The following is a 24,447-nucleotide window of genomic DNA, read 5'->3' as shown; positions in this document are numbered from 1 at the left end:
GAATTCACGATAAGAAAAGAGAAGAGAACAGTCTGCCCGCTGAGAAATTGGCAGCAGGCCACCAAATGAAAAGGACTTACTTATTGCGACGAGCCTTCTTGGGTTCGAGATCAAAGTCCCACGTGTTATCTCCCTCGGTGGCGGTGACGGTTAAACCGGAACGATCAAAGTCGCCGTACTTCTTGGCGAGAGGATTAGCTCCGACGATCACATTGCCTTGGGCATCTTCCGTTTCTGTCGGTTCGTAATAGATGGCAACCTGGTAGTCGCCGGGAGCCAGCCCAATGGTTTGGGCGTCGGTCTCGACGCTGTAGGTTCCGTCGGAATTGATGCGTCCGAATGCAGACGAGCCTCGGCCGACTGGCGAAAAGGCAATCGTCCCGCTGTCCAGCGGGACGCCTTCGATGGTCACGACGCCGGAAGCCGTGGAACCGGCCGTTGTCCGACCACTGCCGCAGCCAGTGAGCGTCAAGCAAAGAAGACTGACTGACAACACCATGGGTAAAACCAGGTGATTCTTGGCTCCATGCCAAGAGAAAAGTCTGCAATTCAGAGTCATGGCAACCTCATGTGACAAGACGTTGGTTGGCTCAATTTGGCGATTTGAAAAGGAAAATGCGCAAAGCTGACCATCAAGAAGAGGGGTAGTGTCACTGGATAATATCAGGAAAAAGAGAAAATTCAAATGAACTTGTGCCTCATTGGCTTACGAAATATTGTCACCCGCAGATTGGGCAATTTGGCGAAATTCGGCCCCCTTCAGGCCATTTCAGGGCTTGTTCGCCGGGGGCATTGCGTATCGGGAGATTCTTTGCCTACCCCCTGAAGGTTGAGGCCATGCCACGTCGACGGCGACCGCAAAACCGTCTCCCTGACTGGTTCGTCTCACTAACGAGTCTGCAACACGAGTCGCCAGTTGGATGCATCGCACGGGAGAACCATGATGAAACCGATTCAAGCCGCCTTCTTGGCTGTTCTCACCCTGGGCCTGGGCATCGCATCGATGGAGGGGGCGGAACCTGCCGATGGAACGATTTCGCTGCGTATTGTGGCCGATGTCGACGGAAGTGACCGTTTGATCATCAGCGAGCAGGAGACGTTATGGGTCCACCGTCACTGGGCGTGGCCGACCCGCGTGACCATCAACGATGCCGGGTGGAATCCGCAAGGCTCCCCTACCCTGGCCGAGAAAGTGCATCGGTCGCTGCTGAACGAGCCAGTCGACTTTGCCTCGGCCCGCATGACGGTGCATCAAGGTCGCGATACGGCCGCGTTGGAAACGTTCGACGACCATATCGTGATCCACCTGGTCGACAGTCCCAATGGTCGTTCCACCTATGACGTGACCGTGACGTTCGATCTTCGTGATGCCCCACCCCAGTCTTCAAGCGATTTGCCCGGCGATAACTCACAGGCATCGCCAGGTCTGATTGGCATGGCTACGATCGAGAATAAGGCCACCGGCGTGGCGTTCCACTACAACAACGGAAAGGTCCTGGCACCATCGCTGCTCGACCATGCGGACCTGCCGTCAGATGGCATCCAGATCGACTTCCGTGGCGAACTGCGTCTGCCGAAGGAACTTACCGTACGCGTGCGACACGCAGGCGGATCGAGTAACCGGGGCTACGCAACGCTGTCGCTCGATGGCAAGGTGATCGAAACCTTGGGGGACGATCGCAAGAAGGTCAGCGAGCACGTCCTGGAACTGGCCGGCGGTAGCCATGCGATCCGGTGGCAAATTGAAGGAGGCGATATTGGGCACTGCCTGCTGGAGTTTGCCGACGCCGCCAATGGCAACCGCCTGCCGCTGGTTCACGACCCAGGCATGTTCCAAGAGTTGGGCGGCAACGCGCAGACACGCATGGTCGAGGTTGATTCCCAAAAGATCGGCTGGCCGATTCCGCACGGCTGGTAGTCAGCGAATCCTCAGAGTTTGAGCCCATCGGAACCAAGGTCTTGCCCCCCAATAATCAACCCAGTTCAGGTCCGTGGCCTTATCTTAGTTTCGCGGTCGCTGCGGTCCGCGTGATCGCGCCGCTGGGGCTTTGGTACGCGTTCCTGTTTTTACCGATCGACTCCGATGGTAACGCAGGCTGGGTGATTTTAGTCACCCTGATCCATCCATTTCTTTGGTTCTTCGGACTGGCGATGTTGATCGCAGAAGGGCTGTTTTGGGTATCCTTTTTCTGCCTGGCTTTGCGCCAGTGGGGCGGCGCGCTGGTGGCCGCTGGGATCGCTACGGGCATGCTTGTCGCCATCACGATGTTCCCGAATATTCACCTGGAACCACGTTTCGCAGGCGTCGCTTGCCTGTGGGCATCGCACGTCTTGGTCATCGTGTGGGCGACGATCGGGGTGGCGTGCCGCGTATTGGGGTTGGATGCGGAGGGGCAGCAGATTCCTTAGTCTAACTCGTACGATGCCCGGCTGAACGAGTCCTCGTAACTTGTGCTTCGCGGTGAAGAACGCGTGTGACCATCTTCAATCGTGAGTCGAAGCGTTTGCCCACGCTCGATACCCAGCATGTCCAGCGGCAACGCGACTTCGATCCCATCGTCGTCGTAGCCGATCATCGCGTTGTCATCACCGGTGTACCATTCGCCCAGCGAACCCCGGAGATGCGTGTGTGACTCGCCGTCAGGGATGCGGCCAAGCCGGAGGACCAGGCCGCGGGATTGAGGGCGATCTTCGGTGGCAAACCTGGTACGCGTCATCACGTCGAGCCTCAGGTCGTAACCTTCCCGCAGCCCATCTTTGTCGACCGAACCGGTGGCGGGGTCGTTATCGGTATCGATGAACAAAGCGAACGACTTGAAGCCGCTCCCTTGCACGATCTCTGGCGGCGTATCACGCACGCGGAAGAAGAAATGCAACCGCTCGTCAGTGTTCGTCGCGTAAACCTGTTTCACGTCCAAGCTCTTGGGACGCGGATGATCGGGCACTTTGCCAGCCTCCTGCCAAAGTGGTCGAACGTCTTGCCACGAAACCTTCGACTCTCCCAAGCGAATGCCGACTGGGGCGCGGTTCAGGACATGATCGACTCGGCACTCAGGCAGGGTTTGTTGGAACTGTTGGACCGCGGAATCACTGACGTTGGTCCCCACCACGCTGATAATCTTCAGGTGACCAACGTCCGAAAGCGCCAGTAGCCCCTGGTCGGATAGCTCAGTCCCGTCAAACCAGAGCCACTCGAGTTCGGGAAGCTGGTCCTGGTTGGCGGCGATCAGTTCGGCAGCCTGATCGATCGGTATTTCTCGTTGACGATCCGGACGATCAAAGACCATCCCAACGGTAGGGCGTGGCGGACTATCACCTCGTGAGATAACCGTTTGCGCGTCGACCTGTTTCGTCAGCAGCCACTCTTTGGGTTTGTTCAATTCCACCGCGGGGTCGGGGCGGCAGGAAACGAGCCCTGCCGTGCAGACCAAAAGGCAAACGCACTGACTGAGCCAATGCGATCGCCGATTGTTGAGAGTGAACGATGGATTATCCATGGGATGTGCCGTTAATATTTCTGCATCGATTCGATGATCTTCGATGCCTCGCTTAAGCAATCTTTAACGACTTGATCTCCCTTGTGCTTTTTGTCCATTTCGGCGGACATGATTACTAGGGAATCTCCGAAGGCAATTTGCCAGAATTTCATCTCGTAGTCGCGACCGCCTTCGCTATGCGTTCCGCCTTCGGAGAACGTCGTCTTGTCGCCGATGGGCGTCAACTTCAACCCCTTCTCTTCGGCTTGCGACTTCAGGAATTCCTCGGCGAGATCGCCTGGGAGAACGTGCAAGTTGAAACGCAACGTGATGTTCGCATCCTCCCCAGGCGTGATGACCACGGTGTCATCCGGCTCGGAACTTTCGGAATACGATTCAGGTACCGAAAATTGCACAGGCCCATTGGGGAACGTAACGGTCTTATAGCCGGCCGGACTTGGTTTCGGCGGTCCTGATGGTGACCCACAGCCATTGACGGCCAGCAGCAACAGGGAGATCGCAAGGGGAATCGTGTTCAATCGGCAGAGTTGGTTCATGTATTTCTCTTAGCGAACACCTTAACGAAAGGAAGTGTCTGCCTATCACCTATAAGTAGACGGTTATTGCTGGCCACATGATAACAGCTGATAGACTGATATGTTGCCAATGGTAAGACATCCGTAAGAAACGTTTGCGACCATGTCCCTTGTCCGGTGTGGCCATTACCAGGCACACCCTGATTTCAGTAAAGCATGCATCCATGTTCGCCTATCACCTCGAACCCAATCTTCGTCTCGAACTTCTCGCACCACGGCACGCTCAAGAGTTGTTTGCCGCAGTCGATGCCAACCGCGAGCACCTCAGCCCTTGGATGCCGTGGGTCCCGTCGACGAAATCGGTCGCCGATGTCGAGGCCTTCATCGCCACCACGCTGCAGCAGCTCGGCGAAGACAACGGATTTCAGACAGCCATTCGCGCCGGGCAGAACATTGTCGGTGTCATCGGTATGCACAAGATCGACTGGCGAAACAAGTCGACTTCCCTGGGCTATTGGCTTTCCCAACAGGCCCAAGGACAAGGCATCATGACCAAAGCCTGTGCGGCCTATATTTCCCACGCGTTCACGCAGCTTGGACTGCACCGCGTCGAAATCCGCTGCGCGACCGAAAACGCCAAGAGCCGAGCCATTCCCGAGCGGCTAGGCTTCACCGCCGAAGGCACCGTCCGCGAAGTAGAGTCGATCAACGGGCGCTACTTGAGCCATGTTGTTTACGGCTTGCTGTCGACCGAATGGAACCATACGTTGGTGTCGTCGTAGGAGTTTTCCGGAGCGATGGTACCCGAATTCCGCTTGCGGACGGTGCCTCGCAGCTAAAGGGCAGTCATGCTAGAGCAATGGGCGATTCGATGGTTCACGCGGGCAATCGAACCTGGGAAGTGGTGGGCCACGCTGTTGGGTGCGATCCTGGGGTTCGGCGGAAGTATAGCGACCGGCCTTTGGGTGAGATCGATGTTCGGTCCGAGTGAGTGGGTTTTTCTGTTGGTGATGCCCGGCCCGTTTGTCTTGGCACTGTGTGGTGCGGCGATCGGGGCGCGGCTGTTTCCAAAGACTCGCAGCTGATGACGCCTATCCGGTGAGCCGCTGGCCTATCCGCGTTTTAGAGAACCAGTGACAGGCGGCGGTTTTCGAAGTCGAGCTCGGCGAACTGTTTTGGATCGAGGTCTAAGGCGTCACATACGGCGAGGATCGTAGCGTAAACAACCATCATCACCGAGGTGTCGACCGCCGTAGTCTTGATCTGCCGTACGTCTACCTTGAAATGTGGCAGTTCGTCTGTTCCCGTGAGCGAGCAGGCCCATACATGCTCGATGCCAACCTGCACGGCCGGTAAGTAGAATTCGCCTTCGGTCAACTTGGCCTCAGGCGAAACGGTCAAAGCAACGGGCTTTTCGGTTCGTTCGACATGCAGGGAAACAACCGCGAACGCCCCACTGCCTGCCATTTGTCGTTTCAGTTCTCCAGTACCCAGCGGCATCAGGAGGCCTCGCTTGATTCAAAGAAGTGGTTGTGCATCACGCGTCGGCTGCAAGCGTGCCACGATGTCAATCGACCAGAACTAGGTCGCTGCTTCGACCTCGCTGTCCGCTTGGTCCAACAGTTCACGCAGGGCCAGGAAGAGCACGATTTTGAAGCCCAGGCAGGGGTGAACTTCGTCGGGATCAACTCCCAGATCTTCGACGATCTCATTGAAGTCGGCAACGAACTGCTCGGTTTCGGTTTCATCCAGATCGAGCACATTTTCGGCGAATCGTGTCACCCACTCTTCAATGTCACTCGCAACCGAGGTCTCTTCTTCTTCCAGGTCTTCTTCAACGACCTCTTCCTCTACTTCCTCGTCCTCAAGGCATGACCGGAAAAGGTTTACCGACGAAGGGAGGAAGGGAGATAGCCAGAAACGCGATCCGCGGCTCGCTGAATCATGAGCCGCCACGGGCAGCGCGAGCGAAAAAAGAAGGACGACAGAAAGTAGATAGCTAGCGTAGCGCATCGAATAGACCTCTAGATTAAGTATCTAAACTCGATTCGCGCACTCAATCGACTGTCAGATTTCCGAATTTATACCACTGCGAGGGTCGTTGCCTATGTTGTTTTCCGCGGAAAGCACCAGTTTCTTACCAAAGCGACACGCCATGCACTGGCCAGAGGGCCAGTGGCCCCCAGACATTAGGTTGGTCGTCAGAGCACCCAGATAATGTCGATCTGTTTAGGCGGTCTCGCAATAGCGGACTGGGATATAGCAATGTGACCGGGTCAGGCAGGCCGCGAAGCGACTCGGGGGCGGGAATTTCCCAAAAAAGGCTGTAACACATCCGCTGCGGCCTGCGACATAGCTTGTAACCGACGATTAAGAATCAGGAGACATCTATGGACTCGATCGACTGGCCAGGCATCATACGGCTTCAAGGCCCCCTGGTCTGGAAGACGGCCTATCGCTTGGTCGGCAACGCCGAAGACGCCAATGACTGCTTCCAGGAAACCTTTGCCGATGCCGTTCGCCAAAGCCAACGACAAGTCGTTGAGAACTGGCCGAGGTTCCTGGTGCAAATCGCAACTCGACGTGCGATCGATCTACTACGCCAGCGTGAAAGCCGCCAACGCCGGCAGGATGCCTGGGCGGAACAAGCCATCCGCGATCAGGCAGGCCATGACCCATCCACCCAGGCTGCCGATCGCGATTTGGTCGAACACTTGCGAGAGCAACTCGCCGATTTGCCTGAGCAGCATGCGTTGATCTTTTCTTTGCGTTACTTCCAAGAGTGGTCGGACAACGAGATCGCCGAGCACTTAGGCCTCAAATCGGGCAACGTACGTGTTCTCCTGCATCGGATCCGTGAACGGCTGCGTCAGCGCCTCACTGAAGACGACAGCAATTCAAAGTTGAGGACCAATCCATGAACGAAACCCCGAACCAAAATCACGAGCCAGCCCACGACCCGGTCGACTTGGCCGTGCAAGCGTTGCTTCGCGAAGAAGTGCCCGCCGGTCCTTCGCCCGAGGTCGTATCGCAACTGTTAAGCCGCATCAGCGGAGAAGTTGAACTTACCAGCCAAGACAAGTTGTCCCCCACCCACTCCAGGAGATTTACTGGTATGAAGATTACCGCTTCGATTGCTCTGTTCGTCATGGTTGGCTTGATCGTCTTCAGCGCGATTAACCCCTCGAAGGCCGTGGCATTCGAGCAAGTTGCCCGAGAGATCCTCAAGATCGAGACTCTCAGCTTCGAGATCAGTACGCTCTTTGATCACGGCGATGGCAAGCCGCGTGAAAGCGGCAGCGGCAAGTGCATCACCAAGCTGCCTGGCCTGGTGCGGATGGAAATGCCCAACGACGTCTACTCGATCCTTGACTTCCAAGCCGACAAGATGCTGATGGTCATCCCGGAGACAAAGACCGCGATGCTCATGGAGGATTATTCGAACTACGGGAAGTACGAAAACCCGGCGCAGTTCATCCTTCGAATGCAGGACCATCTGCGACGAGCCGAACAGAACAACAACTTCAACGATATCACGTACGAAAAACTGGGTGAGAAAGAGATCGCCAAGCAGCGCGTGGTCGGATTCCGCGTTCTCAACCCGGTCGGCCCCGACGGCGAACTGTGGTCGCTGGACGGCAAGCAGGTCATCTTCCAGACGATCGACATCTGGGCCGACATCGAGACAGGCCATCCGATCGAAATCGTCTACAACGTACGTCTCGACGAACATAACCAGGTAACCAGTACCTACAAGAACCTGAAATACAATCAGCCGCTCGATCCTCAGCTCTTTTCGCAGGAAGTTCCCGAGGGTTACACGGTCATTGGCCCGGATCTCCCCAAGCCGAACCTAGACGAGGTCCGGAATATTACGGACGAATATCCCAGCAAGGCCAACATGCCAGCCGAGGATGAGAACCGTGTGGTCACGGCAGAAGATGGCCGCAAACTGGACAAGGCATACGACATCGGAGCCCTGATCCGAAAAGAGCACGGCATCGTGTGCCATCCCTACATCAGCATCGCCGACGGTACGGCCCGAATTGAGCTGGACGTAACCGATCGCCAGGCAGACTACGAGTCGCTCGTACCGGAGATCATCAAGCTCGAATCGATTCAGTCATTCCCTGGCAAACTCGTACTCAAGTTCGTAGCCCACCGCGACGACCTCCTCGAGACCCTCGCGAAGTACGACGCCAAGACCGGGCAGCGAATTGATTGATGAAAGAGGTGTCGAAAGTTAGGTTGCCGTCCCCACCTGATGGGACACGATCACTTGGACGCCCTGCTTCTCGGGGTTACAATGCGGAGCTTTTTCCGTCGCATTTCTGCCAATTTGTGCCATCGTGAAGTTTGCCCTTATCATCGCGGTTGAAGAGTACGCGGACTCGCGGATGCAACGTGTTCGTTTTGCGGAGTCGGATGCCGGCGCGTTTTCAGCCGTTTTGGAAAAGCATGGGTTTGACGCGGCAGACCGTGTCACCCTGATCAACGATCAGGCCACGCACCAGTCGATCCAGTCGCGTCTGCAACGCACTGTCAAGAGCTTGCTGGAAGACGATCAGCTTTATGTCTATTTCTCCGGGTACGGATTCTCGAAAAAAGGTGCGAACTACCTCACGTGTTACGACACCGATCCGGATGATCTTGCCAATACCAGTATCAAGCTCAGTTGGATGTTCGAGCAATTCGAGGAATCGGACTGTCGAAAGATCGTTCTGCTGCTCGACTCGAGTGAAAGCGGCATGCTGGACACGCAAGATCTGCGATACAACTATGCGGCATTCAAAGATGCGAAGCTCAAGGCGTTTTTTAATTCGAGCTCGCACTGTGTTTGTTTTGCCGCATGCAAGTCCGGTCAGACATCTCACACCAGCCCGGCGCTACGCCACGGCATCTGGGCACATCACCTGGTGGAAGCACTTGGCGGCAAGGCTCCCGCGGCGCTGGTCAATAACACGCAGCTGACATCAGCGTCGCTGCAGAAGTACTTGAAACGCTGCGTACCGCAAACGCTGAGTACCCTCTTCACGACGAAGAAAGACCAAACGCCCTGGTTTGCCGGAAACGGAGAGCTTCCCCTGGTCGATATGACGGAACTCTTCGACCAACGAAGCGAAGCCGCCAGTCAATCCAATGGCCAGGTCAAAAACGTCACGCTCCTGGCGCGGCGTACCATGCGCGTGCAAGATCTTGCTGGTTTTCAGCGTGGCAAACACTCCAAGCCTGCCCGTGCCGACAGCCTGGCCGAGAAGTTCATCGCCAAGATCGCGCAGGAAGAGATCGACGCCGATATCAACCACGTATTCCAGTCCCTCCGCCAGCAGTTCAAGTTTAAGCGGGCCGACATGAACGTCTCTAACCAGGGGGACGGAACGGCCACGATCATTACGCCGTACTTCAACTACTCCATAACCGTTCATCTCGCCGCTGAGGATCCGTCGAAGGTCATTTGGTTGCGGATGGTCGACGCGATCAAAGAGCCTGAAAAGCTATTCAGCGACCGGTTCGCCGCCATCTTCGCCGACGTGTTCGACACCGTGACCTTCGAGCCCGCCGAGCCGATCGATTTGCCGCAATTGATCGACCGGTTAGAAGACCTTGAGGACGACCGCCTGATCGTCGACTACGATCCCGGCGTGACCTTCTGTAGCCTGAGCATCGACGGTATCGACGGCCAGATCACCGTGACTTCCGACCTGTGGTCGATTGTCCACGAAAAAGCAAACACCCCCAAGTCACTACTGGCGGCCCTTTTCACTATCGAGGAAAAGTTCGTCGATCAACACGACGTGCGGCTGATCTCGTTTCTCGACACGCCAGCTGGATGAGATTGACACCTGCGTAGGGTATCCGCATGAAGCCAAAACTATCCGCCGTGTGCCACTGCCGCCCTCGGCAGTGTGAGGTGGTCAGTTGCTCCCGATCCACGATTGAGCGGACTCAGTCGGGCGACTCCTCATCAGGCCCGTACCAACCGTTGATTGAATCGGTAATGGCGTTTGCGGTTCGAGGGTCCGCTTGCCAGCGTTTCAACCATTGGATGGACTCACGCTTCTCGAGCAGATGCTCCAGAAATCCCGTTTCAATACAGAGCCGTGTGTTGTCGTCGCCGCGTAGGTAGACCTCGCGCAGATTTTCAAGCGTTTCTTGGACTAAGCCTGGTCGTTCACGTTCGCCCCGTTCCATGGAGTGAACCAAGGGCAACAGCTCACGCGCCGCTTCGTAATTGGAGCACACAAAATCGTCCGGCGTTGGATTTTGCTCAATGCACTTTAGTAGGTAGCGTGCGATCGACCGGTTGCAGTCAACAAGATCGACTGCGGGGGCGATGCGATCCCAGTGTGAGGAAACCATCTGCCAAAGTACCCCCAGCACCACCAAATCATCGGAACGAAGTGCTTCTTCAACTTCCCCGCCGGGAATGGTTCCATCGGTAACCAGATAGTTGGTGAAGGTCTCAACGTTCAAAATCATTGTCGCTAGTTTGACCGCTGAACTAGGAATAGTGCGAGAAGTCGCGGATTATCACCCGTCGCATAACCAACCACTGAACCGTCAGTAGTGCGATCGAGCATGACGTAGGTTACGTTCACGCTTTCAACCGTGGCATCGCGAAGACAAGTTAACGACTCGGTAAGCCCCACAGACACAACTCCCCTCATTTCAAGAATCTCTAGTCTTGCTGTGAGGTTGTGGACGAGTAATTTGCGATCAACGCAATGGGACGAGTAATTCACCCGCTCACCGCGATAACGAGAACAAGAACCGAGAATCTGCGTTGCCGTGTCACACCAGTATGCGTCGGAAACACTCGCCTCCACAGGTTGAACGGCATGCTCTAAGTCGCACGTCTTGATCCATGCATCACTCGGGGAGAATCCATCTGACTCCGGCATTTGTAAATATCCCGTCCAGTTTCATAGCCTGGGTCACGACCCAGCCTACGTTACTGGTTAATTATTGGGGCGGCGCAAGTTCCATGCCGACCGGTTGCCCCGTCCGACCTAATATCACACCAGCACTGAAGGCTTGATCAACGAAGACATGCTGGACGGTAGACCCATCGGGTAAGCGAACACCGGAAAGTGCGACGGCACAGTTTTCCCTTGGTTTCAGTGTAAGTGAACTCACGACCTGCGTTTGGATGTGTCCTTCAATTTCGACGCCGTAACAGATCAGGTCGTCTCGATTGGGATGGGGACGTGCATAAGAAACCTTCATCGATACGACCCTCGGCGCCCAGGACATTGCTTCGTTCGCAATATCTTCCGCTGATGCGCAAGAGTTAAGCCCCCAGTTCTCTGGATAGTAGATGAGATCGGAACCGCCTGGGTGCTTAATTGAGCTGATGAATTCCTCGAGTAGGCGATCAATGTCCTCGGAAGACGTATTTTCGTCTGGGTCAAGGATTTGATTAATCATCGCAATCAAGTCTTGTCGATTCATCACTTGCCTCGGCTGAGTTACATTGGTCCATAAATAAACTTCCGTGTGCCACTGGCGTTTCGCCAGTGAGAAAACAGTACCCGTTTGCCTAGTGAAGTAGGCTAGGTCACGACTCTGCCTACGTTACTTCGTTACTGCTCACCTTTTCCCAATGCTCTTCAAGCACTTGCTGGAAGCTTCGCGTACGATCTTGCTACCGTCGTTGGTGGCCTCGCGGATCAGGTCGATAACTTGTGGGTCGGCGGCATTCATTTTGGCGAGGGCTTTGACGGCGTCCCTTCGAACCTTGGCATCGGGGTTTGAGAGCAGTGGTTTCACTTTATCCAGTGCGCCGGCCGCAGCTTCGCCAATGTATTTCAGGATGCGCAGGGCATCTCGGCAGCACTCGGGATCGCTCAGGGTTGCCGCGACAGGACCGACGCAAACCTCCGGCAATTCATAGGCGATCTGGCCGATCGCAAGTACGGCCAGACGCTTGGTCATCGGCACGTTGCTACAGGTCAATTCTGCGACTTGGTTGGCGGCTGGGGCGGCGGGTGTCCCAATGCGAAAGAGTGCTCGGAGCGACTCTTGCTGGATCTCGGGATCCTTGCTTTTCAGCAGTTCCAGCAATTGCGGGACGACCTGATCGGCATCCTCCGGCGACCAACGGCAGCGATAAAGCATTGCCCAGTTGTCGGCGTTGAAACGATCAATCGTTGCTTGCTCTTCTTGGGTCATACTTGGACTTTCTATCGAGCTGCCATGCCGACGTCTGCTCGGGCATAACCGCAGATTCGATTCGCTGAGTAAGCAGATTCCGCGCGTACTATCTTCAGGCACCAGCAGGCTGGTATACCTAATGATCCGATCGGCGATCGATGCCTGATTAAACAGCATACCACTAACCCCACCCGAACGGGCGGAATATGGCCAGCAGGTTACCTTTGCCGCTTCCTGCTGAAAACCGAACACTGCAAACTTCCAACTAATGCAAAAGGTTTCCCGCGACTTCACCCCAAACGGACTACGAGACGGTTGGACGGTTGCGAAAGTCGCGATATAATCGCCCGTTTCCATGTCCCGCCCCATAGTTCGGCGGGATTTTTCATTTCCCGGTCAGGCCCATTTGCCTGACGTTCACGGACGGAAACCATGCCTGATACCGCCTCCGTCAGTTCCTCGCCGGCCAACGACATCTACTCGGAACGCGTGCTCGTTCTCGACTTCGGGTCGCAGTATGCCCAGTTGATTGCTCGCCGCGTGCGGGAACAGCACGTCTACTGCGAAATCGTGCGGCACGATATTACCGCCGAGCGGATCAAAGAGTTGGCTCCCAAGGGAATCATCCTCTCAGGCGGGCCTTCCAGCGTGTACGAGCCAGACGCTCCGAAGTGCGACCCAGGCATCTTTGACCTCGACATTCCGATCCTGGGCATCTGCTACGGCATGCAGCTGATGTGCGATCGGTTTGGCGGCAAGGTGCGAAACGCCTCGGCCCGCGAATATGGCCACGCCCACATCAAAATCAACGACGCCAAAGACCTGCTGGCCGGCCTGCCCGACGAAACCGACGTGTGGATGAGCCACGGTGACCAGGTCGAGCAGATCAGCGGCCTGTTCCGCCCGTTGGCTTCGACCCGCACGTGCCCCGTGGCCGCGATGCGTCACGTCGAGCACGCCCAATACGGCATCCAGTTCCACCCGGAAGTCACCCACACGCCGCTGGGCAGCCAGATCCTGCGAAACTTCGTCATCACCATCTGTGGCTGCGAAGGGACCTGGAAGCTGGGTGACTTCGCCCGCGAAACGATTGCCCGGATTCGCGAAGAAGTGGGCGATGCTCGCGTCATTTGCGGCTTGTCTGGCGGGGTCGACTCGTCGGTGGTAGCCGCCCTGCTCTACCGAGCAATCGGCGATCAACTGTCCTGTATTTTGGTAGACAACGGCCTTTTGCGGAAAGACGAAGAAGGTGCCGTTATTTCCGAGTTTTCCTCGCATTTCAAGACCGACCTGCACGTCGTGAATGCGAAGGAACGCTTCCTGACGAAGCTGGCCGGCGTGACCGATCCGCAGGAAAAACGGAAGATTATCGGCTACGAATTCATCGAGTGTTTCAAGGAAGAAGCGACCAAGATCAAGGACGCCAAGTTCCTCGCTCAAGGGACGCTTTATCCCGACGTGATCGAGAGTGGCGCGGCTCAGGACGGCCCGGCCGCGGTGATCAAGCTGCACCACAACGTGGGCGGGCTGCCCAAGGAACTGGGCTTCGATCTAGTCGAGCCACTGCGTGACTTGTTCAAGGACGAAGTTCGCAAGCTGGGTATCGAACTGGGCCTGCCGGAAGACATCGTCTGGCGGCATCCTTTCCCGGGTCCTGGCCTGGCCGTGCGTTGCCTGGGCGAGGTGAACGAGGAAAAATTGGCCGTTCTGCGTGAAGCAGACGCGATTGTAGTGAACGAGATCAAGTCGGCGAACCTGTACCGGTCGACCTCGCAGTGCTTTGCGGTGCTGCTGCCGGTGCAAAGCGTGGGCGTGATGGGCGATGCCCGGACCTACGACAACGCCGTATGCGTCCGCTGCGTGGATACGGACGACTTCATGACCGCGACCTGGAGCGACCTCCCCTATGAGGTGCTAGCAAGGATCTCGACGCGAATCATCAACGAGGTCAAAGGGGTGAATCGCGTGTGCTACGACATCAGCACGAAGCCCCCAGCAACGATCGAGTGGGAATAAGCATTCCTGGTCGGAGCTGAGACACGAAAGACAAGAAACGAAAAAGCGTGGCTAGGGGGACTAGCCACGCTGTTGATCGGGTTGGTGCGAAACAAATTCAGTTTTTGGCGGGGCGAGGATAGGGGATGGAATTCCTCGAAACTGAACTTAGCTCGTACCGACAAGATATGAGATTAGTGAGCGTTGGAGTGTGCTTCCAACACTTCGGATAGTACCAGAGAATCGTTAGCTTGCAAGCAGTAAAAACCAGCTGACGGCAGATAATTTTCCGAAGGAAAATGGTTTGCGGTGGCTTGTTTTACATAAGGCCTCGCAGGAACTTAATAGTACGGTAAAGCGCAACGACTAGAACTTTTCCCCTAAAACGGGATTTGACGATTTCAATGAGCAAGAAATACATCTTCCAGATGGAGCAGTTGACCAAGAAGATTGGTCCGCGCGAGATATTAAAGGAAGTCTGGCTAGCATTCTATCCAGGCGCAAAAATTGGAGTTCTTGGCCGAAATGGTGCCGGAAAATCAACTCTGTTGAAGATCATGGCCGGCATCGACAAAGAATTTGACGGAGAAGCCCGTCTTAGCGATGGGTTTACGGTAGGCTATCTTCCGCAAGAACCGCAGCTCGACGAGAGTAAGAATGTCCTGGAGAACGTCGAGGAAGCCGTCGCCGAACGACGTGGCTTGCTCACGCGATTCAACGAAATTACCGGCAAATTAGGCGAAGATTTGCCGGAAGACGAGATGAACGCCCTCTACGAAGAGATGGGCGTTTTGCAGGATAAGATCGAAGCGACCAACAGCTGGGAGCTCGATCGCGAAATCGAAATCGCGATGAACGCGATGAACCTGCCGGATCCCGAGTCTGGCGTCACGAACCTGTCTGGTGGTGAACGCCGCCGTGTGGCTTTGTGCCAGTTACTGCTTCGCAAGCCTGACCTGCTGCTGCTGGACGAACCAACGAACCACTTGGACGCCGAATCGATTCTGTGGCTCGAGCATCACCTGGCCGCGTACCCCGGCACGATCGTCGCCGTGACCCACGATCGTTACTTCCTGGACAACGTAGCCGGCTGGATTCTGGAACTCGACCGCGGCAAGGGCATTCCATTCGAAGGCAATTACTCTTCGTGGCTGGAACAGAAGCAAAAGCGTCTGGCCGTCGAAGAGAAGCAAAGCGAAGCCCGCCAGAAGACCTTGGAGAAGGAACTGGAGTGGATCCGCTCTTCCGCCAAGGCAAAGCAGTCCAAGGGTAAGGCCCGTATCAACGCCTACGAGAAGTTGGTCGCCGAGCAGTACGAAGATCAGCCGGACGAATTTGAAATCCAGATCCCCTCGGGCAAGCGTCTGGGCGATCAGGTCATCGACGTGAAGAACGTCAACAAAGGCTTCGGCGATCGGCTGCTGGTCGAAGACCTCAACTTCCGCCTGCCGCCGGGCGGGATCGTCGGCATCATCGGTCCCAACGGTGCCGGTAAGACCACGCTGTTCCGTATGCTGACCGGCCAAGATACGCCTGACTCGGGCGAAATCGTCATCGGTGATACGGTTGAGCTCGGCTACGTCGATCAGTCGCGTGACGCGCTCGACGCGGAGAAGACCGTCTTCCAGGAGATCAGCGGCGGTCACGATACGATCGAGCTTGGTAAACGTAAGATCAACGCCCGGGCATACGTCTCCCGCTTCAATTTCAAAGGCCCGGACCAGGAAAAGAAGGTCGGCGTGCTTTCTGGTGGTGAACGCAACCGCGTGCACCTGGCGACGCTTCTGCGACGCGGCTCGAACGTCCTGCTGTTGGACGAACCGACGAACGACTTGGACGTCGACACGCTGCGTGCTTTGGAAGAAGCCATTTTGAACTATGCGGGCTGCGTGGTCGTCACGAGCCACGATCGCTGGTTCTTGGATCGAATTGCAACGCATATCCTGGCCTTCGAAGGCGATGGCTACGTCCACTGGTGCGAAGGAAACTTCGATACCTACGAACGTCAGCGGAAAGAACGATTGGGAGTCAGCGCTGACGAGCCCCATCGATTCAAGTACAAGAAGTTGCAGCGCTAACGATTGGTCCTTGACCTGCCGGCGAAAAACGTTTTTAACTAACACAATGATTCACGAACCTGACATCCGCTCAGGGCATATCAGTTTCTAGGAGGTTTTTACCGTGTCTATCATTCGCGTGGGTTCCACCGAAAAGTACGCTACCGGTTGGGAGTCGGCTTTCGGCAAGGCCCCTGCCAAAAAGAAGTCCACCACCAAAAAGTCGACGAGCAAAGCTTCCGCCAAATCGAGCGGAAAGAAAGCGAGCACCGCTGCTCCCAAGAAAAAGGCCGCTAAGAAGAAGACTGCCAAAAAGTAGTCCGGTTTGCTGCCTGGTGGAATGATCCGGGAAAACTCAGATCTCCAAAAAACAAGGACCTGGTCGATATCGGCCAGGTCCTTTTTATATGGTGTATGAGCTTAGTTTTTCCGTTTTACGACCAGTTCTCGGAATCAGATCCCCCGGCGTCCAGGTCGTCCCCGGTGTGCCACTTTTCGAGAACCTTCAGGACTTCGTCGCGTTCCTCGCGATTGGTCCACAGTGACTCGCCTTGTTCCAGGCGAACTTCGTAGCGGCCTTCGCACTGGCAATCGTCTTCACCACAGAAGTGTGGTACGTCCGAGATCCATAAGATGCGATAGATCGGTACATGCTTGTCGTCGATGATGCAAAAGAGCGAACTCATGGGCGACTCCTTATCATGCAGGCAGTCTCTTTAACCATTTCATTATATTACTGGCATCGGCGGTTTGCGTTGTCAATCCTGCCCTAATTCTCGAGAACGCTCGGCGGCGGCCGAAATCGCGTCGATAATTGCTCCGCGGAAGCCCTTTTTGTCGAGCTCATGCACGCCGGCAATCGTCGTCCCGCCGGGGCTGGTTACGTTGTCTTTCAGTGCCGCCGGATGCTGCCCAGTCGCCAAAACCATTTCAGCGGCACCCTTTACGGTTTGTGCTGCCAACTGCAACGCGATGGCCCGCGGCAAGCCTTGCCGGACGCCAGCATCGCTCATCGCTTCGATCATCATGTAGACAAACGCCGGGCCGCTGCCTGACAGGCCCGTGACCGCGTCCAACTGCTTTTCCGGGACCTGAAAGGCGATCCCGGTCGACTCGAGCAAGGTTTGAGTCAGCTCGAAGTCTTCAGGGGCGAAGCCTTCATTTGCGGAGAAAGCGCAAGCCGACAGCCCCACCAGGCACGGCGTGTTGGGCATGACGCGAATGACTCGCTCGGTGGAAAATAGCGAATTTAGCCGCTTTAGGGTGACTCCCGCCGCAATCGAGATCAGCAGGCACTTGCTGGGGACCTTGCTCAGCGACTTGGCCGCATCGGCCATCATCTGCGGTTTGACCGCAAGAATGACGACATCGCTCTGGTCGATGACCTCTTGGTTGTTGTCGGTCGTCTTGGCTCCGGAAATCTCTTTCTCGAAACGAGTTCGGGCTTGCTCAAACGGATCGGCGGCCAGGATGTTCGCCCCGGGGATACCGCCGCGAGCGACAAAGCCATGCGCCATGGCCAAGGCCATCTGGCCGGCACCGAGAAAACCCACGCGGGGTGAATTCGTTGACATCAATGCTTCCTCATAGCTGCTAAAGGTGCAGACACTCTACGTAATATCGGTTGGGGGAACAATCGGCTTGCATGCTGGCACCCCGTCAGAAAATATTCAAATTGATCTAGACACGCTCTGGCCAAGTTGCAACTATCCGCCCCTGCCATATTTCTACAGAGGGAGTCGGAGAAATGATTCGTAACAAACAATTGGTCATCTGGACACTCGTTTGCGTATGTGTGGTTTCCGTACCGACGATTGCTTCCGCCGAGTGGTACAACCCGATGAGCTGGATGAGTTCGTCGAAAAAGAAGTCGAGCGGCCCCAGCACGCTTTCTAAAATCAACAACAACACGAAGAACTTCTTCTACAAGACGGCGGACTACATGAATCCGTTCAACGACGCCGACGACCATAAGAAGAAGCAGCGATACAGCTATAACGGCGGTTATCGCAATAAACAGAAACAAGAAGAGCCAGGTTGGTTCGATTGGATGTATTCCGAGCCCGAACCAGGCCCGCCACAAACGGTCAGCGACTTCTTAGACATGGAACGTGCCAAGTTCTAAGCGAAGTGTCGGACAAGCCAATTCCTAGAAACCGCCCTGGCTCCCCACAGGGCGGTTTTTTCGTGCGCGCATCTCTGGTCCCCTCGCCCCTAGGGGGAGAGGGTTAGGGTGAGGGGCATCTCGCCGCGTTGGCAGCGCATGCGTGAACGGTGTCCCGATCGGTACGGAACTTCTTGCGTTCGATGCGAGGCAACGCTCGCTTAGCAAACCCTCACCCTAGCCCTCTCCCTGCGAGGAAGAGGGGACAGGATTTTATGGCGGTCCGCGTCGCTTCGGCGGGCCACGTTCGCTCTGGTGATCCATAGCGGGTGCCGCGACCAAGTCTGCATGGGCGTGGCTTGGGCTGACACTGCTGCCGTGATCAATTGGGGCTTCCCGAGAGACCTCTGCCACACGCCCAAGCGGACTTGGTTTTGGCACCGGACCGGTTGCTTGCTTCTTCAAGAGCTTCTGCAGCCGCTTGATTTCGCTGCCTTGCCGGTCGAGCACTTTCAGGTGAAACGAAACCCACGCCAGGGCGCGATCCAGTTCATGGCTCGAAGGAACGCGTAGCCCGTCGATCGTCTCGCCAGCGAAACCGTTCGGCTTCGGTGCTTGCGGGCGTTTTGGACGCGGCGGCCGATGCTTTGGCGCAGTAGCAACTCGCGCTGCGCCGTTGGCCAAAACCGGTTGGGTCGGTGATGAAGCCGCTAACGCAGCTTCGTCTTGGGAAGGCGCTGCATCAACAGGCTCTTCCGCGACAGGCGGTTCCTGGGACGAAGGACCGACTGCCACGACCAACTGCCCCACGACATCCTCTGGGATCTCGATCAGCACTCCACAACTCGAGCACACAAAGGTCTTCCCCGCGCGCACGACAACCTGTGGAGCGTGTTCGCTTAAGAACGCTCCGTGCTGTTCAGGTTGTGGGCTTGGTGAAGACATAGGGATACTCGTTACGGTTAAGGGCGACTGCTCACGTTTGCGCGGGCAGGCCACTGAGACTTGAGAGGATAAAACACCGCGAGAAGGCGATGACTGTTCGGGAAGAGTTCCCGTGCAAGGTTTAGGTATACCAGCCTGAGGGTACCTGAAGATAGTGCGCGCGAAATTTTGTTGGTTGTGCTTAGAAATTCACAAGCTAGAAGTGCTTTCGATCGTCATCGCTCATCTTCTGACGACAACGCAAAACGCTCTGCCCATCGCTTGGGGAATTGGGCCTTGGGGAAGTGTTGCCGGACTTCGTGTAATTGGCCTTGCCACTGCGGCTGGGTGTAGCGATCGGAAAGGTGAAAGAGAATGAGTTGTTCTGGTTGGATTTCAGCGGCGAGTTGCCCCACATCGGACGAGGTCATGTGGAAGTTCTTGACGGCCAGATCCCGATCGGCATCGGCGTAGTTGTTTTCGCAAACAAGCACTCGACAATTCTTGAGCTGGGTGATTAATCGCTCTTTTGTTGATGGATTGTCTAAATAGAAATCGGTCAGGTAAGCGATGCTGTCGCCGGCTTGGGTGACCAGAATCGCTTCACGCAATTCTCCAAGGGTCTTCATTCCGTCTTGGGTCTCGATGGTTTCAGCATCAGGGCGATGGGCATCCTTGACGGCCTGGAGCCACGGGCCCGGCTTCATGCCCTTGGCTTCCAGGGCGTGCATGTCGACATTTTTTTTGTCGAACTCGCGGACAATGTATCCAAGGCTTGTCGTTCCATGAGGCAGCGGGACGGCAACCACCTCGAAGGCATCGGAACGATAGATTACTCCGGTGAAGGGTTCGCTTCTTCGCTTACGTGGTTGCTGAAAACCATCCTGGACGTGGTAGGTTGCGGTGTGGACCTCGTCGCCATCGAGACTAGCCACGTGGATCTCGCCAGAAAGTCCTTCCACCAGATTCCAGGTGACTCCTTGAAGCCGATGAGGAATGACCCTTTGCGTTTCGGCGGGGCCGAGAATGTTTACTGGATTTTCGTGACGATACCAGTTCAGCCGAAAGAAGAAATCGAAGCCGGCGATGTGATCGAAGTGAAAGTGAGAAAAGAAGAGGGCTTCGACATGCTGAATATCCGAAAGCGAGACCAAGTCCAGCACGCCATCGCCGCAATCGAATAAGAGGCGATGAACCGATTGTCCCGTGTCGATGGTGACATACAGCGCGTTATCGCGGCCTGGTTCGCCAAGCACTTCAAAGTGAATTGTCATGGCCTCTCTTTTGGGATTGGGGCGAAATCAGCGGTGTTTCAATGAGGTAAATCGCCCTACTCATTATCTTCCTTTTACCGCCGCGGACATGCAACCAACTTGGGTCAAGCATCGACAACATCGGTAGCAACGGCCACCTGCTTCGAGGCCTTTCCATGGGATAATGAAGGGATCTTGGTGGAGCCTGTATGTCGCGGGGGAATACGTTATTAGACGTGCAGCTGCTACATTGGTTCATCCGTATTCAAGATTCACACTGCCGAGGGCCGCAGTGGCGTACTGTAGGAAGCTTGGTGAATCACTGCGCTGCGCGTGCCATGCGTTCTTCTCTGAGGTTCAGGCTTTTATGGAACGTCGTCCGTATGTATGCCCGGAAGAAGTAGTGCAGCCGGCTTCTGCCTGGATTGTTGCTCCGTTTCTTCTGCTGGTTTCGCTGGGTGTCTTTCTGGAAGTGTATCTACACATTCCGTACGCAGGCATCATCACGGGCGCCGTCGTAATCGTGTTTGCCTTGGCCCTAGGCTACGTTTACAAGCGTAGAAAGCTTGCCTCGTTTGCTTGTCCCAATTGTGGTGCCACATCGATGGAGCAAGCGGAGGACGATGAAAACGTTTTGTTGATTTGTCATGCCTGCCAGATCACTTGGGTGACGAACTTGACGATCACCGAGCAGGAGAGCGAATACACCGATCGTTAAGCGAGTCATCGTTCACAGAACGTGAGATGGCCGGCGAAGAACACCCTAAGAGACTTGGCGGAGTGGTAGCGTCGTTGAGGACGCTATGGCAATGGACTGTCGACGATCGCCTGAACTTCTCGATAGGTTGGATTCTCAGGCCACCCCGCGACGATGGCCACGACTTTCTCCATGGCTAAGGACTCCCAGCCGCGTTTGATCGCTTGCAGCTGTTCGTTCTTGGCTTCGGAAGTGAATGGATGAATGCGAGACTGTTCCTTCTTCGCGACGGCGTAGATCGCCTCGAGTAGTTTGATGACGCGTTTTTGGATCATCTCTTGGTCCGCGTCGTGCTCGATCGAATGCAGCAGTTCGACACGACGCTTTTCCAGTACCCGCTTTTTGTCGGAATCTTTCGCCATGGATCACTAGTAGCCTCGTTAGGCAGACCGAGGCTCGCCGACCCAAGTTCTACTTCGAGTCGATATTAATATCGAACGTGTTCGAGCCGTTTTCGACAGCGAAGGTCAATGTCGAGTCCTCGTTGTACTCTTTGGGGATTTTAACCCCTTTGAGTTGCGGAGGAATCGCTGGGATGCCATCGGAGTTCATTTTGCGGGGAACGTAAACCTGGACTTTGCTCACGCCCAGCATGACGCCTGGTTTGGAGGGCGTGAACTTCATCTCGTAGTGCCCCGCTTCATCCGTGTATCCCGTCGAAGAGGAAGAGTTGGGGACGTCAGGTTGAAAATCGATTTGCAGCCCTGGAGGAGCTGGCTGACCGTCGATGGTGACCATGCCGGTGACACTGGGCATGCCGCCACCGCAGCCGGAGATAGTCAGAAGGATAAAAAGGGAGGTCGTAAGAACCGATGTTACGCGGATGACCATATCAGTAGCCTCACTGATTTTCGCGAATGGATGAGTGAATGTTCGAGTCACCAGGGACGCTTAAGACGCAGTCCCTGGTTTGGGTTTGATAGAACGGCAGACGGCCGCGGGGCAAGTCGCGATTAGAAATCGCCCAGCACGCCAGCATCGTCGCGGATGCTGAGCATTTGATAGATGCCCAAGCGATTGGAAAAACTCGATGCGTTCACGCCGTCTCGGACTGCCTGTTCGACTTGGGCGACGCGAGCGCTGTCGTCATGGCTGTATCCCCAGTTCTGTCCGACGTTATTCGAGTTGATCGTTTCCGGCAGGAATCGAACCGAACCGTCGCAGAGGGCGAAGTTGGCACCGCCTGGGTGATAGCTGCCAAACGCGGTCGTTTCGCCGGAGTTCAGCTTCTTGAAGGTATGTCGAACCAGTTCCGGCTGGGCGTTGCGATCGTTGGTGGTTCCACCCCACAAGCCAGGCATGCGGTCATCGTCAGCAGGATCGGCCGCTTTGCCTCCCCCTTCACCCAGCAGGATTGTGTTGGACAGGCCATCGGTGATCGAGGCGAAATTGAGCCCTTGCTTCGAGCATTTGACCCACGGTCCCATATAGGCGCGTTTGCCGTTGGCGGACGAACCCCAGGTACTGCAGAGGCCGCCGTTGGCCAGGTAGTTCGACTTGCTGAATTGCATGGTGTCCCACGACGCCGTGACATACAGGCCGTTGGGTGCATTCGGATCGACCGGGCACGATGGGCACATGAAAGCTTCGAGCGGGGTCGTGTAAGCGGCGACCCGGTTCGCATCGCTCATACCCCAGGCAGCCGACTTCTGCTGTTGGCACAGTTCGTAGAGAGCCGTCTGCTCGATGAATGGCAGAATCAGCGATCCCCAGCCCCAGCGATAACGTCCGCCAGGAGCGAAGTCGGTGTTCTGGCTCGAAACCGGCATGCTGTTGAAGGTGTCGTGATGGTTGTGAGTCGCCAGAGCCAGTTGCTTCAAGTTGTTGGTGCATTGCATGCGTCGTGCTGCCTCGCGTGCCTGCTGAACGGCCGGCAACAAGAGAGCAACCAAGACGCCGATGATGGCAATCACCACCAAAAGTTCCACGAGCGTGAAACCAGCCTTCTTCTGTTTCGAAACGATGTCAGTGTCTTTGATCGAGTAGTGCATGAGTCGATTTACCGCTTGAGAAGAGAAACGATATAAGTGGTATGACTTATATGATTTACGCAAGAACCACTTCTGCGTTACCACGGCTTGAATGCTACTGCGAGTGCGAATTGTGTCTAGCTGTTTTTGTCGGGATTGTGAGAAACTGCGCAGACAGAATTTTTGTGCTTTGTAACTTTCGGCCATGGGGCTCTCAGCGGCGTTTCGCAGCTCTTTCTAACTTCAGAGCTTTTCCGCTTGATGCAATTCTTCGGCACGCGATAGGACGCGACGCGTCTATGAAGAGAGTGAGCTGACTCTCGGTAGGCACAAACAGAGAACGCCCGCTTTTGTAAGAAAACGTCTTCTAGACTTTTTTGGCATTTTTTTGCGGCGAATTGCGTTTTGGTTTTTGCCGTGTCGCAAATGCACCAAAAAATCTCTGGCGGATAGTCAATCACGGCGTGCGCTGACGGCTTCAGTCGCTTGTCTTTTCGCTGGTTTCACCCGGATTGGATGCCTGAGCCTTGTTTCCAAACCGAACGAACTCACCAGGCGGTCCCGTGCGGATGTCGAAGACAATCGCACAAGCTCTCAAAGCAAACGCTGCCCCGCAGGCCACGGTCTCGGAGGGGATCTCGGGGACTTCCAAGTAACGCAGTGTTGCATAGCAAAGCGAGCCTAACAAAGCGACCGTCGCGTAGGGTTGGCCTGACGAAATAATGATCGGGACGTTATTGGTTAACACGTCGCGGATGACGCCTCCACCGGTGGCGGTGATCATGCCCATGAAGACGGCGATGACGAAGGGAGCTCCAAACGCGAGGGCAATGTGGCAGCCGACCACGCCGAATACCGACAGCCCCAACGCATCGGCCCAGATCATGCCGCGGCGGTGCGAGATGTCATGCCGGATGAAGAAGTAAGTGACCAGCGAGGCTGTCACGCAGAGGAGTAGCTCGGTCGGGTCTTCGGTCCACCAAACGGTTCGCCCCAGTAGCAGATCGCGGACGGTCCCTCCGCCGATCCCAGTCACGGTACCGACCATCGTGTAACCGACGATGTCCATGCGATAGCGAGCTGCGGTGAGCGCACCACTGACGGCGAACACCACTTCGCCAAAATACATCATGACCAGAATGCTGGTACTGAGTGATTCGTCAGGCGTAATCATGGGCGGATTGTCTCGTCGGTACGCATGTGTGCTCGTCCTTCCATCGG

General features: G+C 55.8%; 28 protein-coding genes. 12 read left to right on the top strand and 16 right to left on the bottom strand.

Annotated features, from left to right (window positions below):
- Positions 1-76 precede the first annotated feature (76 nt).
- A complete protein-coding gene (locus PSR63_RS01465; RefSeq protein WP_274330107.1) occupies positions 77-499 on the bottom strand; it encodes a hypothetical protein in 423 nt (140 codons plus the stop codon).
- Between the two features lie 441 nt (positions 500-940).
- Between PSR63_RS01465 and PSR63_RS01460 the strand changes: the two genes are divergently transcribed.
- Both PSR63_RS01460 and PSR63_RS01455 read left to right on the top strand, forming a co-directional pair.
- Positions 941-1,918 (top strand): hypothetical protein, encoded by a 978-nt coding sequence (locus PSR63_RS01460; RefSeq protein WP_274330105.1) that lies wholly within the window; start codon positions 941-943, stop codon positions 1,916-1,918.
- A 41-nt stretch (positions 1,919-1,959) separates the two neighbouring features.
- On the top strand, positions 1,960-2,409 hold the full coding sequence (locus tag PSR63_RS01455; protein ID WP_274330103.1) for a hypothetical protein: 450 nt from the start codon (positions 1,960-1,962) through the stop codon (positions 2,407-2,409).
- Here PSR63_RS01455 and PSR63_RS01450 read toward each other — a convergent pair.
- Together PSR63_RS01450 and PSR63_RS01445 are read right to left on the bottom strand one after the other, a co-directional pair.
- On the bottom strand, positions 2,406-3,386 hold the full coding sequence (locus tag PSR63_RS01450) for a hypothetical protein (RefSeq protein WP_274330101.1): 981 nt from the start codon (positions 3,384-3,386) through the stop codon (positions 2,406-2,408). The genes PSR63_RS01455 and PSR63_RS01450 overlap by 4 nt on opposite strands.
- Before the next feature lie 122 nt (positions 3,387-3,508).
- Positions 3,509-4,033 carry a hypothetical protein gene (locus tag PSR63_RS01445; RefSeq protein ID WP_274330099.1) on the bottom strand — a complete coding sequence of 175 codons (525 nt, stop codon included), beginning with the start codon at positions 4,031-4,033 and terminating at the stop codon, positions 3,509-3,511.
- 203 nt (positions 4,034-4,236) lie between these two features.
- Here PSR63_RS01445 and PSR63_RS01440 point away from each other — a divergent pair, with 203 nt between their 5' ends.
- Together PSR63_RS01440 and PSR63_RS01435 are read left to right on the top strand one after the other, a co-directional pair.
- Positions 4,237-4,794 (top strand): GNAT family N-acetyltransferase, encoded by a 558-nt coding sequence (locus tag PSR63_RS01440; RefSeq protein ID WP_274330098.1) that lies wholly within the window; start codon positions 4,237-4,239, stop codon positions 4,792-4,794.
- A gap of 66 nt (positions 4,795-4,860) precedes the next feature.
- Positions 4,861-5,097: a hypothetical protein gene (locus PSR63_RS01435; protein WP_274330097.1), complete on the top strand. Its 237-nt coding sequence runs from the start codon at positions 4,861-4,863 to the stop codon at positions 5,095-5,097.
- 37 nt (positions 5,098-5,134) lie between these two features.
- On the opposite strand, the gene PSR63_RS01430 is transcribed toward PSR63_RS01435, so the two are convergent.
- Positions 5,135-5,512, bottom strand: coding sequence for a hypothetical protein (locus tag PSR63_RS01430; RefSeq protein ID WP_274330095.1), 378 nt, complete (start codon positions 5,510-5,512; stop codon positions 5,135-5,137).
- An 81-nt stretch (positions 5,513-5,593) separates the two neighbouring features.
- The gene (locus PSR63_RS01425) at positions 5,594-6,025 is read right to left on the bottom strand and encodes a hypothetical protein (RefSeq protein ID WP_274330094.1); all 432 of its coding nucleotides are present in this window, start codon (positions 6,023-6,025) and stop codon (positions 5,594-5,596) included.
- A 377-nt stretch (positions 6,026-6,402) separates the two neighbouring features.
- Between PSR63_RS01425 and PSR63_RS01420 the strand changes: the two genes are divergently transcribed.
- From PSR63_RS01420 to PSR63_RS01410, 3 genes are all read left to right on the top strand, one after another.
- Complete coding sequence (locus tag PSR63_RS01420) at positions 6,403-6,933, top strand: RNA polymerase sigma factor (protein WP_274330093.1); 531 nt, start codon at positions 6,403-6,405, stop codon at positions 6,931-6,933.
- Positions 6,930-8,237, top strand: a complete 1,308-nt coding sequence (locus PSR63_RS01415; protein ID WP_274330092.1) for a LolA family protein — start codon at positions 6,930-6,932, stop codon at positions 8,235-8,237. Before PSR63_RS01420 ends, PSR63_RS01415 begins: the two co-directional genes overlap by 4 nt.
- 124 nt (positions 8,238-8,361) lie before the next feature.
- The gene (locus PSR63_RS01410; protein ID WP_274330091.1) at positions 8,362-9,846 is read left to right on the top strand and encodes a caspase family protein; all 1,485 of its coding nucleotides are present in this window, start codon (positions 8,362-8,364) and stop codon (positions 9,844-9,846) included.
- A gap of 112 nt (positions 9,847-9,958) precedes the next feature.
- Here the strand turns inward: PSR63_RS01410 and PSR63_RS01405 are convergent, their stop codons facing one another.
- The 3 genes from PSR63_RS01405 to PSR63_RS01395 form a co-directional block, all read right to left on the bottom strand.
- On the bottom strand, positions 9,959-10,486 hold the full coding sequence (locus PSR63_RS01405) for a hypothetical protein (RefSeq protein WP_274330090.1): 528 nt from the start codon (positions 10,484-10,486) through the stop codon (positions 9,959-9,961).
- Between the two features lie 489 nt (positions 10,487-10,975).
- A complete protein-coding gene (locus PSR63_RS01400) occupies positions 10,976-11,464 on the bottom strand; it encodes a bacteriocin immunity protein (protein WP_274330089.1) in 489 nt (162 codons plus the stop codon).
- A 138-nt stretch (positions 11,465-11,602) separates the two neighbouring features.
- The gene (locus tag PSR63_RS01395; protein ID WP_274330088.1) at positions 11,603-12,184 is read right to left on the bottom strand and encodes a HEAT repeat domain-containing protein; all 582 of its coding nucleotides are present in this window, start codon (positions 12,182-12,184) and stop codon (positions 11,603-11,605) included.
- Positions 12,185-12,598: 414 nt separating this feature from the next.
- On the opposite strand from PSR63_RS01395, the gene guaA reads away from it, so the two are divergent.
- From guaA to PSR63_RS01380, 3 genes are all read left to right on the top strand, one after another.
- On the top strand, positions 12,599-14,182 hold the full coding sequence (gene guaA, locus PSR63_RS01390) for a glutamine-hydrolyzing GMP synthase (protein ID WP_274330087.1): 1,584 nt from the start codon (positions 12,599-12,601) through the stop codon (positions 14,180-14,182).
- Positions 14,183-14,565: 383 nt separating this feature from the next.
- Positions 14,566-16,239 carry an energy-dependent translational throttle protein EttA gene (gene ettA / locus PSR63_RS01385; protein WP_274330085.1) on the top strand — a complete coding sequence of 558 codons (1,674 nt, stop codon included), beginning with the start codon at positions 14,566-14,568 and terminating at the stop codon, positions 16,237-16,239.
- 103 nt (positions 16,240-16,342) lie between these two features.
- On the top strand, positions 16,343-16,537 hold the full coding sequence (locus PSR63_RS01380) for a hypothetical protein (protein ID WP_274330083.1): 195 nt from the start codon (positions 16,343-16,345) through the stop codon (positions 16,535-16,537).
- 115 nt (positions 16,538-16,652) lie between these two features.
- Here PSR63_RS01380 and PSR63_RS01375 read toward each other — a convergent pair whose 3' ends face one another.
- Together PSR63_RS01375 and proC are read right to left on the bottom strand one after the other, a co-directional pair.
- A complete protein-coding gene (locus PSR63_RS01375) occupies positions 16,653-16,904 on the bottom strand; it encodes a hypothetical protein (protein ID WP_274330082.1) in 252 nt (83 codons plus the stop codon).
- A gap of 72 nt (positions 16,905-16,976) precedes the next feature.
- Positions 16,977-17,792 (bottom strand): pyrroline-5-carboxylate reductase, encoded by an 816-nt coding sequence (gene proC, locus PSR63_RS01370; protein ID WP_274330081.1) that lies wholly within the window; start codon positions 17,790-17,792, stop codon positions 16,977-16,979.
- A gap of 173 nt (positions 17,793-17,965) precedes the next feature.
- Between proC and PSR63_RS01365 the strand changes: the two genes are divergently transcribed.
- Positions 17,966-18,343: a hypothetical protein gene (locus tag PSR63_RS01365; protein ID WP_274330079.1), complete on the top strand. Its 378-nt coding sequence runs from the start codon at positions 17,966-17,968 to the stop codon at positions 18,341-18,343.
- 252 nt (positions 18,344-18,595) lie between these two features.
- On the opposite strand, the gene PSR63_RS01360 is transcribed toward PSR63_RS01365, so the two are convergent.
- Together PSR63_RS01360 and PSR63_RS01355 are read right to left on the bottom strand one after the other, a co-directional pair.
- A complete protein-coding gene (locus PSR63_RS01360) occupies positions 18,596-19,267 on the bottom strand; it encodes a hypothetical protein (protein WP_274330078.1) in 672 nt (223 codons plus the stop codon).
- Positions 19,268-19,482: 215 nt separating this feature from the next.
- Positions 19,483-20,520 (bottom strand): MBL fold metallo-hydrolase, encoded by a 1,038-nt coding sequence (locus PSR63_RS01355; protein WP_274330077.1) that lies wholly within the window; start codon positions 20,518-20,520, stop codon positions 19,483-19,485.
- 346 nt (positions 20,521-20,866) lie between these two features.
- On the opposite strand from PSR63_RS01355, the gene PSR63_RS01350 reads away from it, so the two are divergent.
- Positions 20,867-21,217, top strand: a complete 351-nt coding sequence (locus PSR63_RS01350) for a hypothetical protein (protein ID WP_274330075.1) — start codon at positions 20,867-20,869, stop codon at positions 21,215-21,217.
- Positions 21,218-21,300: 83 nt separating this feature from the next.
- Here the strand turns inward: PSR63_RS01350 and PSR63_RS01345 are convergent, their stop codons facing one another.
- The 4 genes from PSR63_RS01345 to PSR63_RS01330 form a co-directional block, all read right to left on the bottom strand.
- Complete coding sequence (locus PSR63_RS01345; RefSeq protein ID WP_274330073.1) at positions 21,301-21,618, bottom strand: hypothetical protein; 318 nt, start codon at positions 21,616-21,618, stop codon at positions 21,301-21,303.
- Positions 21,619-21,667: 49 nt separating this feature from the next.
- Positions 21,668-22,087 (bottom strand): hypothetical protein, encoded by a 420-nt coding sequence (locus tag PSR63_RS01340; RefSeq protein ID WP_274330071.1) that lies wholly within the window; start codon positions 22,085-22,087, stop codon positions 21,668-21,670.
- Between the two features lie 122 nt (positions 22,088-22,209).
- The gene (locus tag PSR63_RS01335) at positions 22,210-23,247 is read right to left on the bottom strand and encodes a DUF1559 domain-containing protein (RefSeq protein WP_274330070.1); all 1,038 of its coding nucleotides are present in this window, start codon (positions 23,245-23,247) and stop codon (positions 22,210-22,212) included.
- Between the two features lie 457 nt (positions 23,248-23,704).
- On the bottom strand, positions 23,705-24,400 hold the full coding sequence (locus tag PSR63_RS01330; protein WP_274330069.1) for a trimeric intracellular cation channel family protein: 696 nt from the start codon (positions 24,398-24,400) through the stop codon (positions 23,705-23,707).
- Positions 24,401-24,447 lie beyond the last annotated feature (47 nt).

This window comes from Bremerella sp. P1, from assembly GCF_028748185.1.
GTDB lineage: Bacteria > Planctomycetota > Planctomycetia > Pirellulales > Pirellulaceae > Bremerella.
This window is presented reverse-complemented; position numbering and strand designations above follow the sequence as displayed.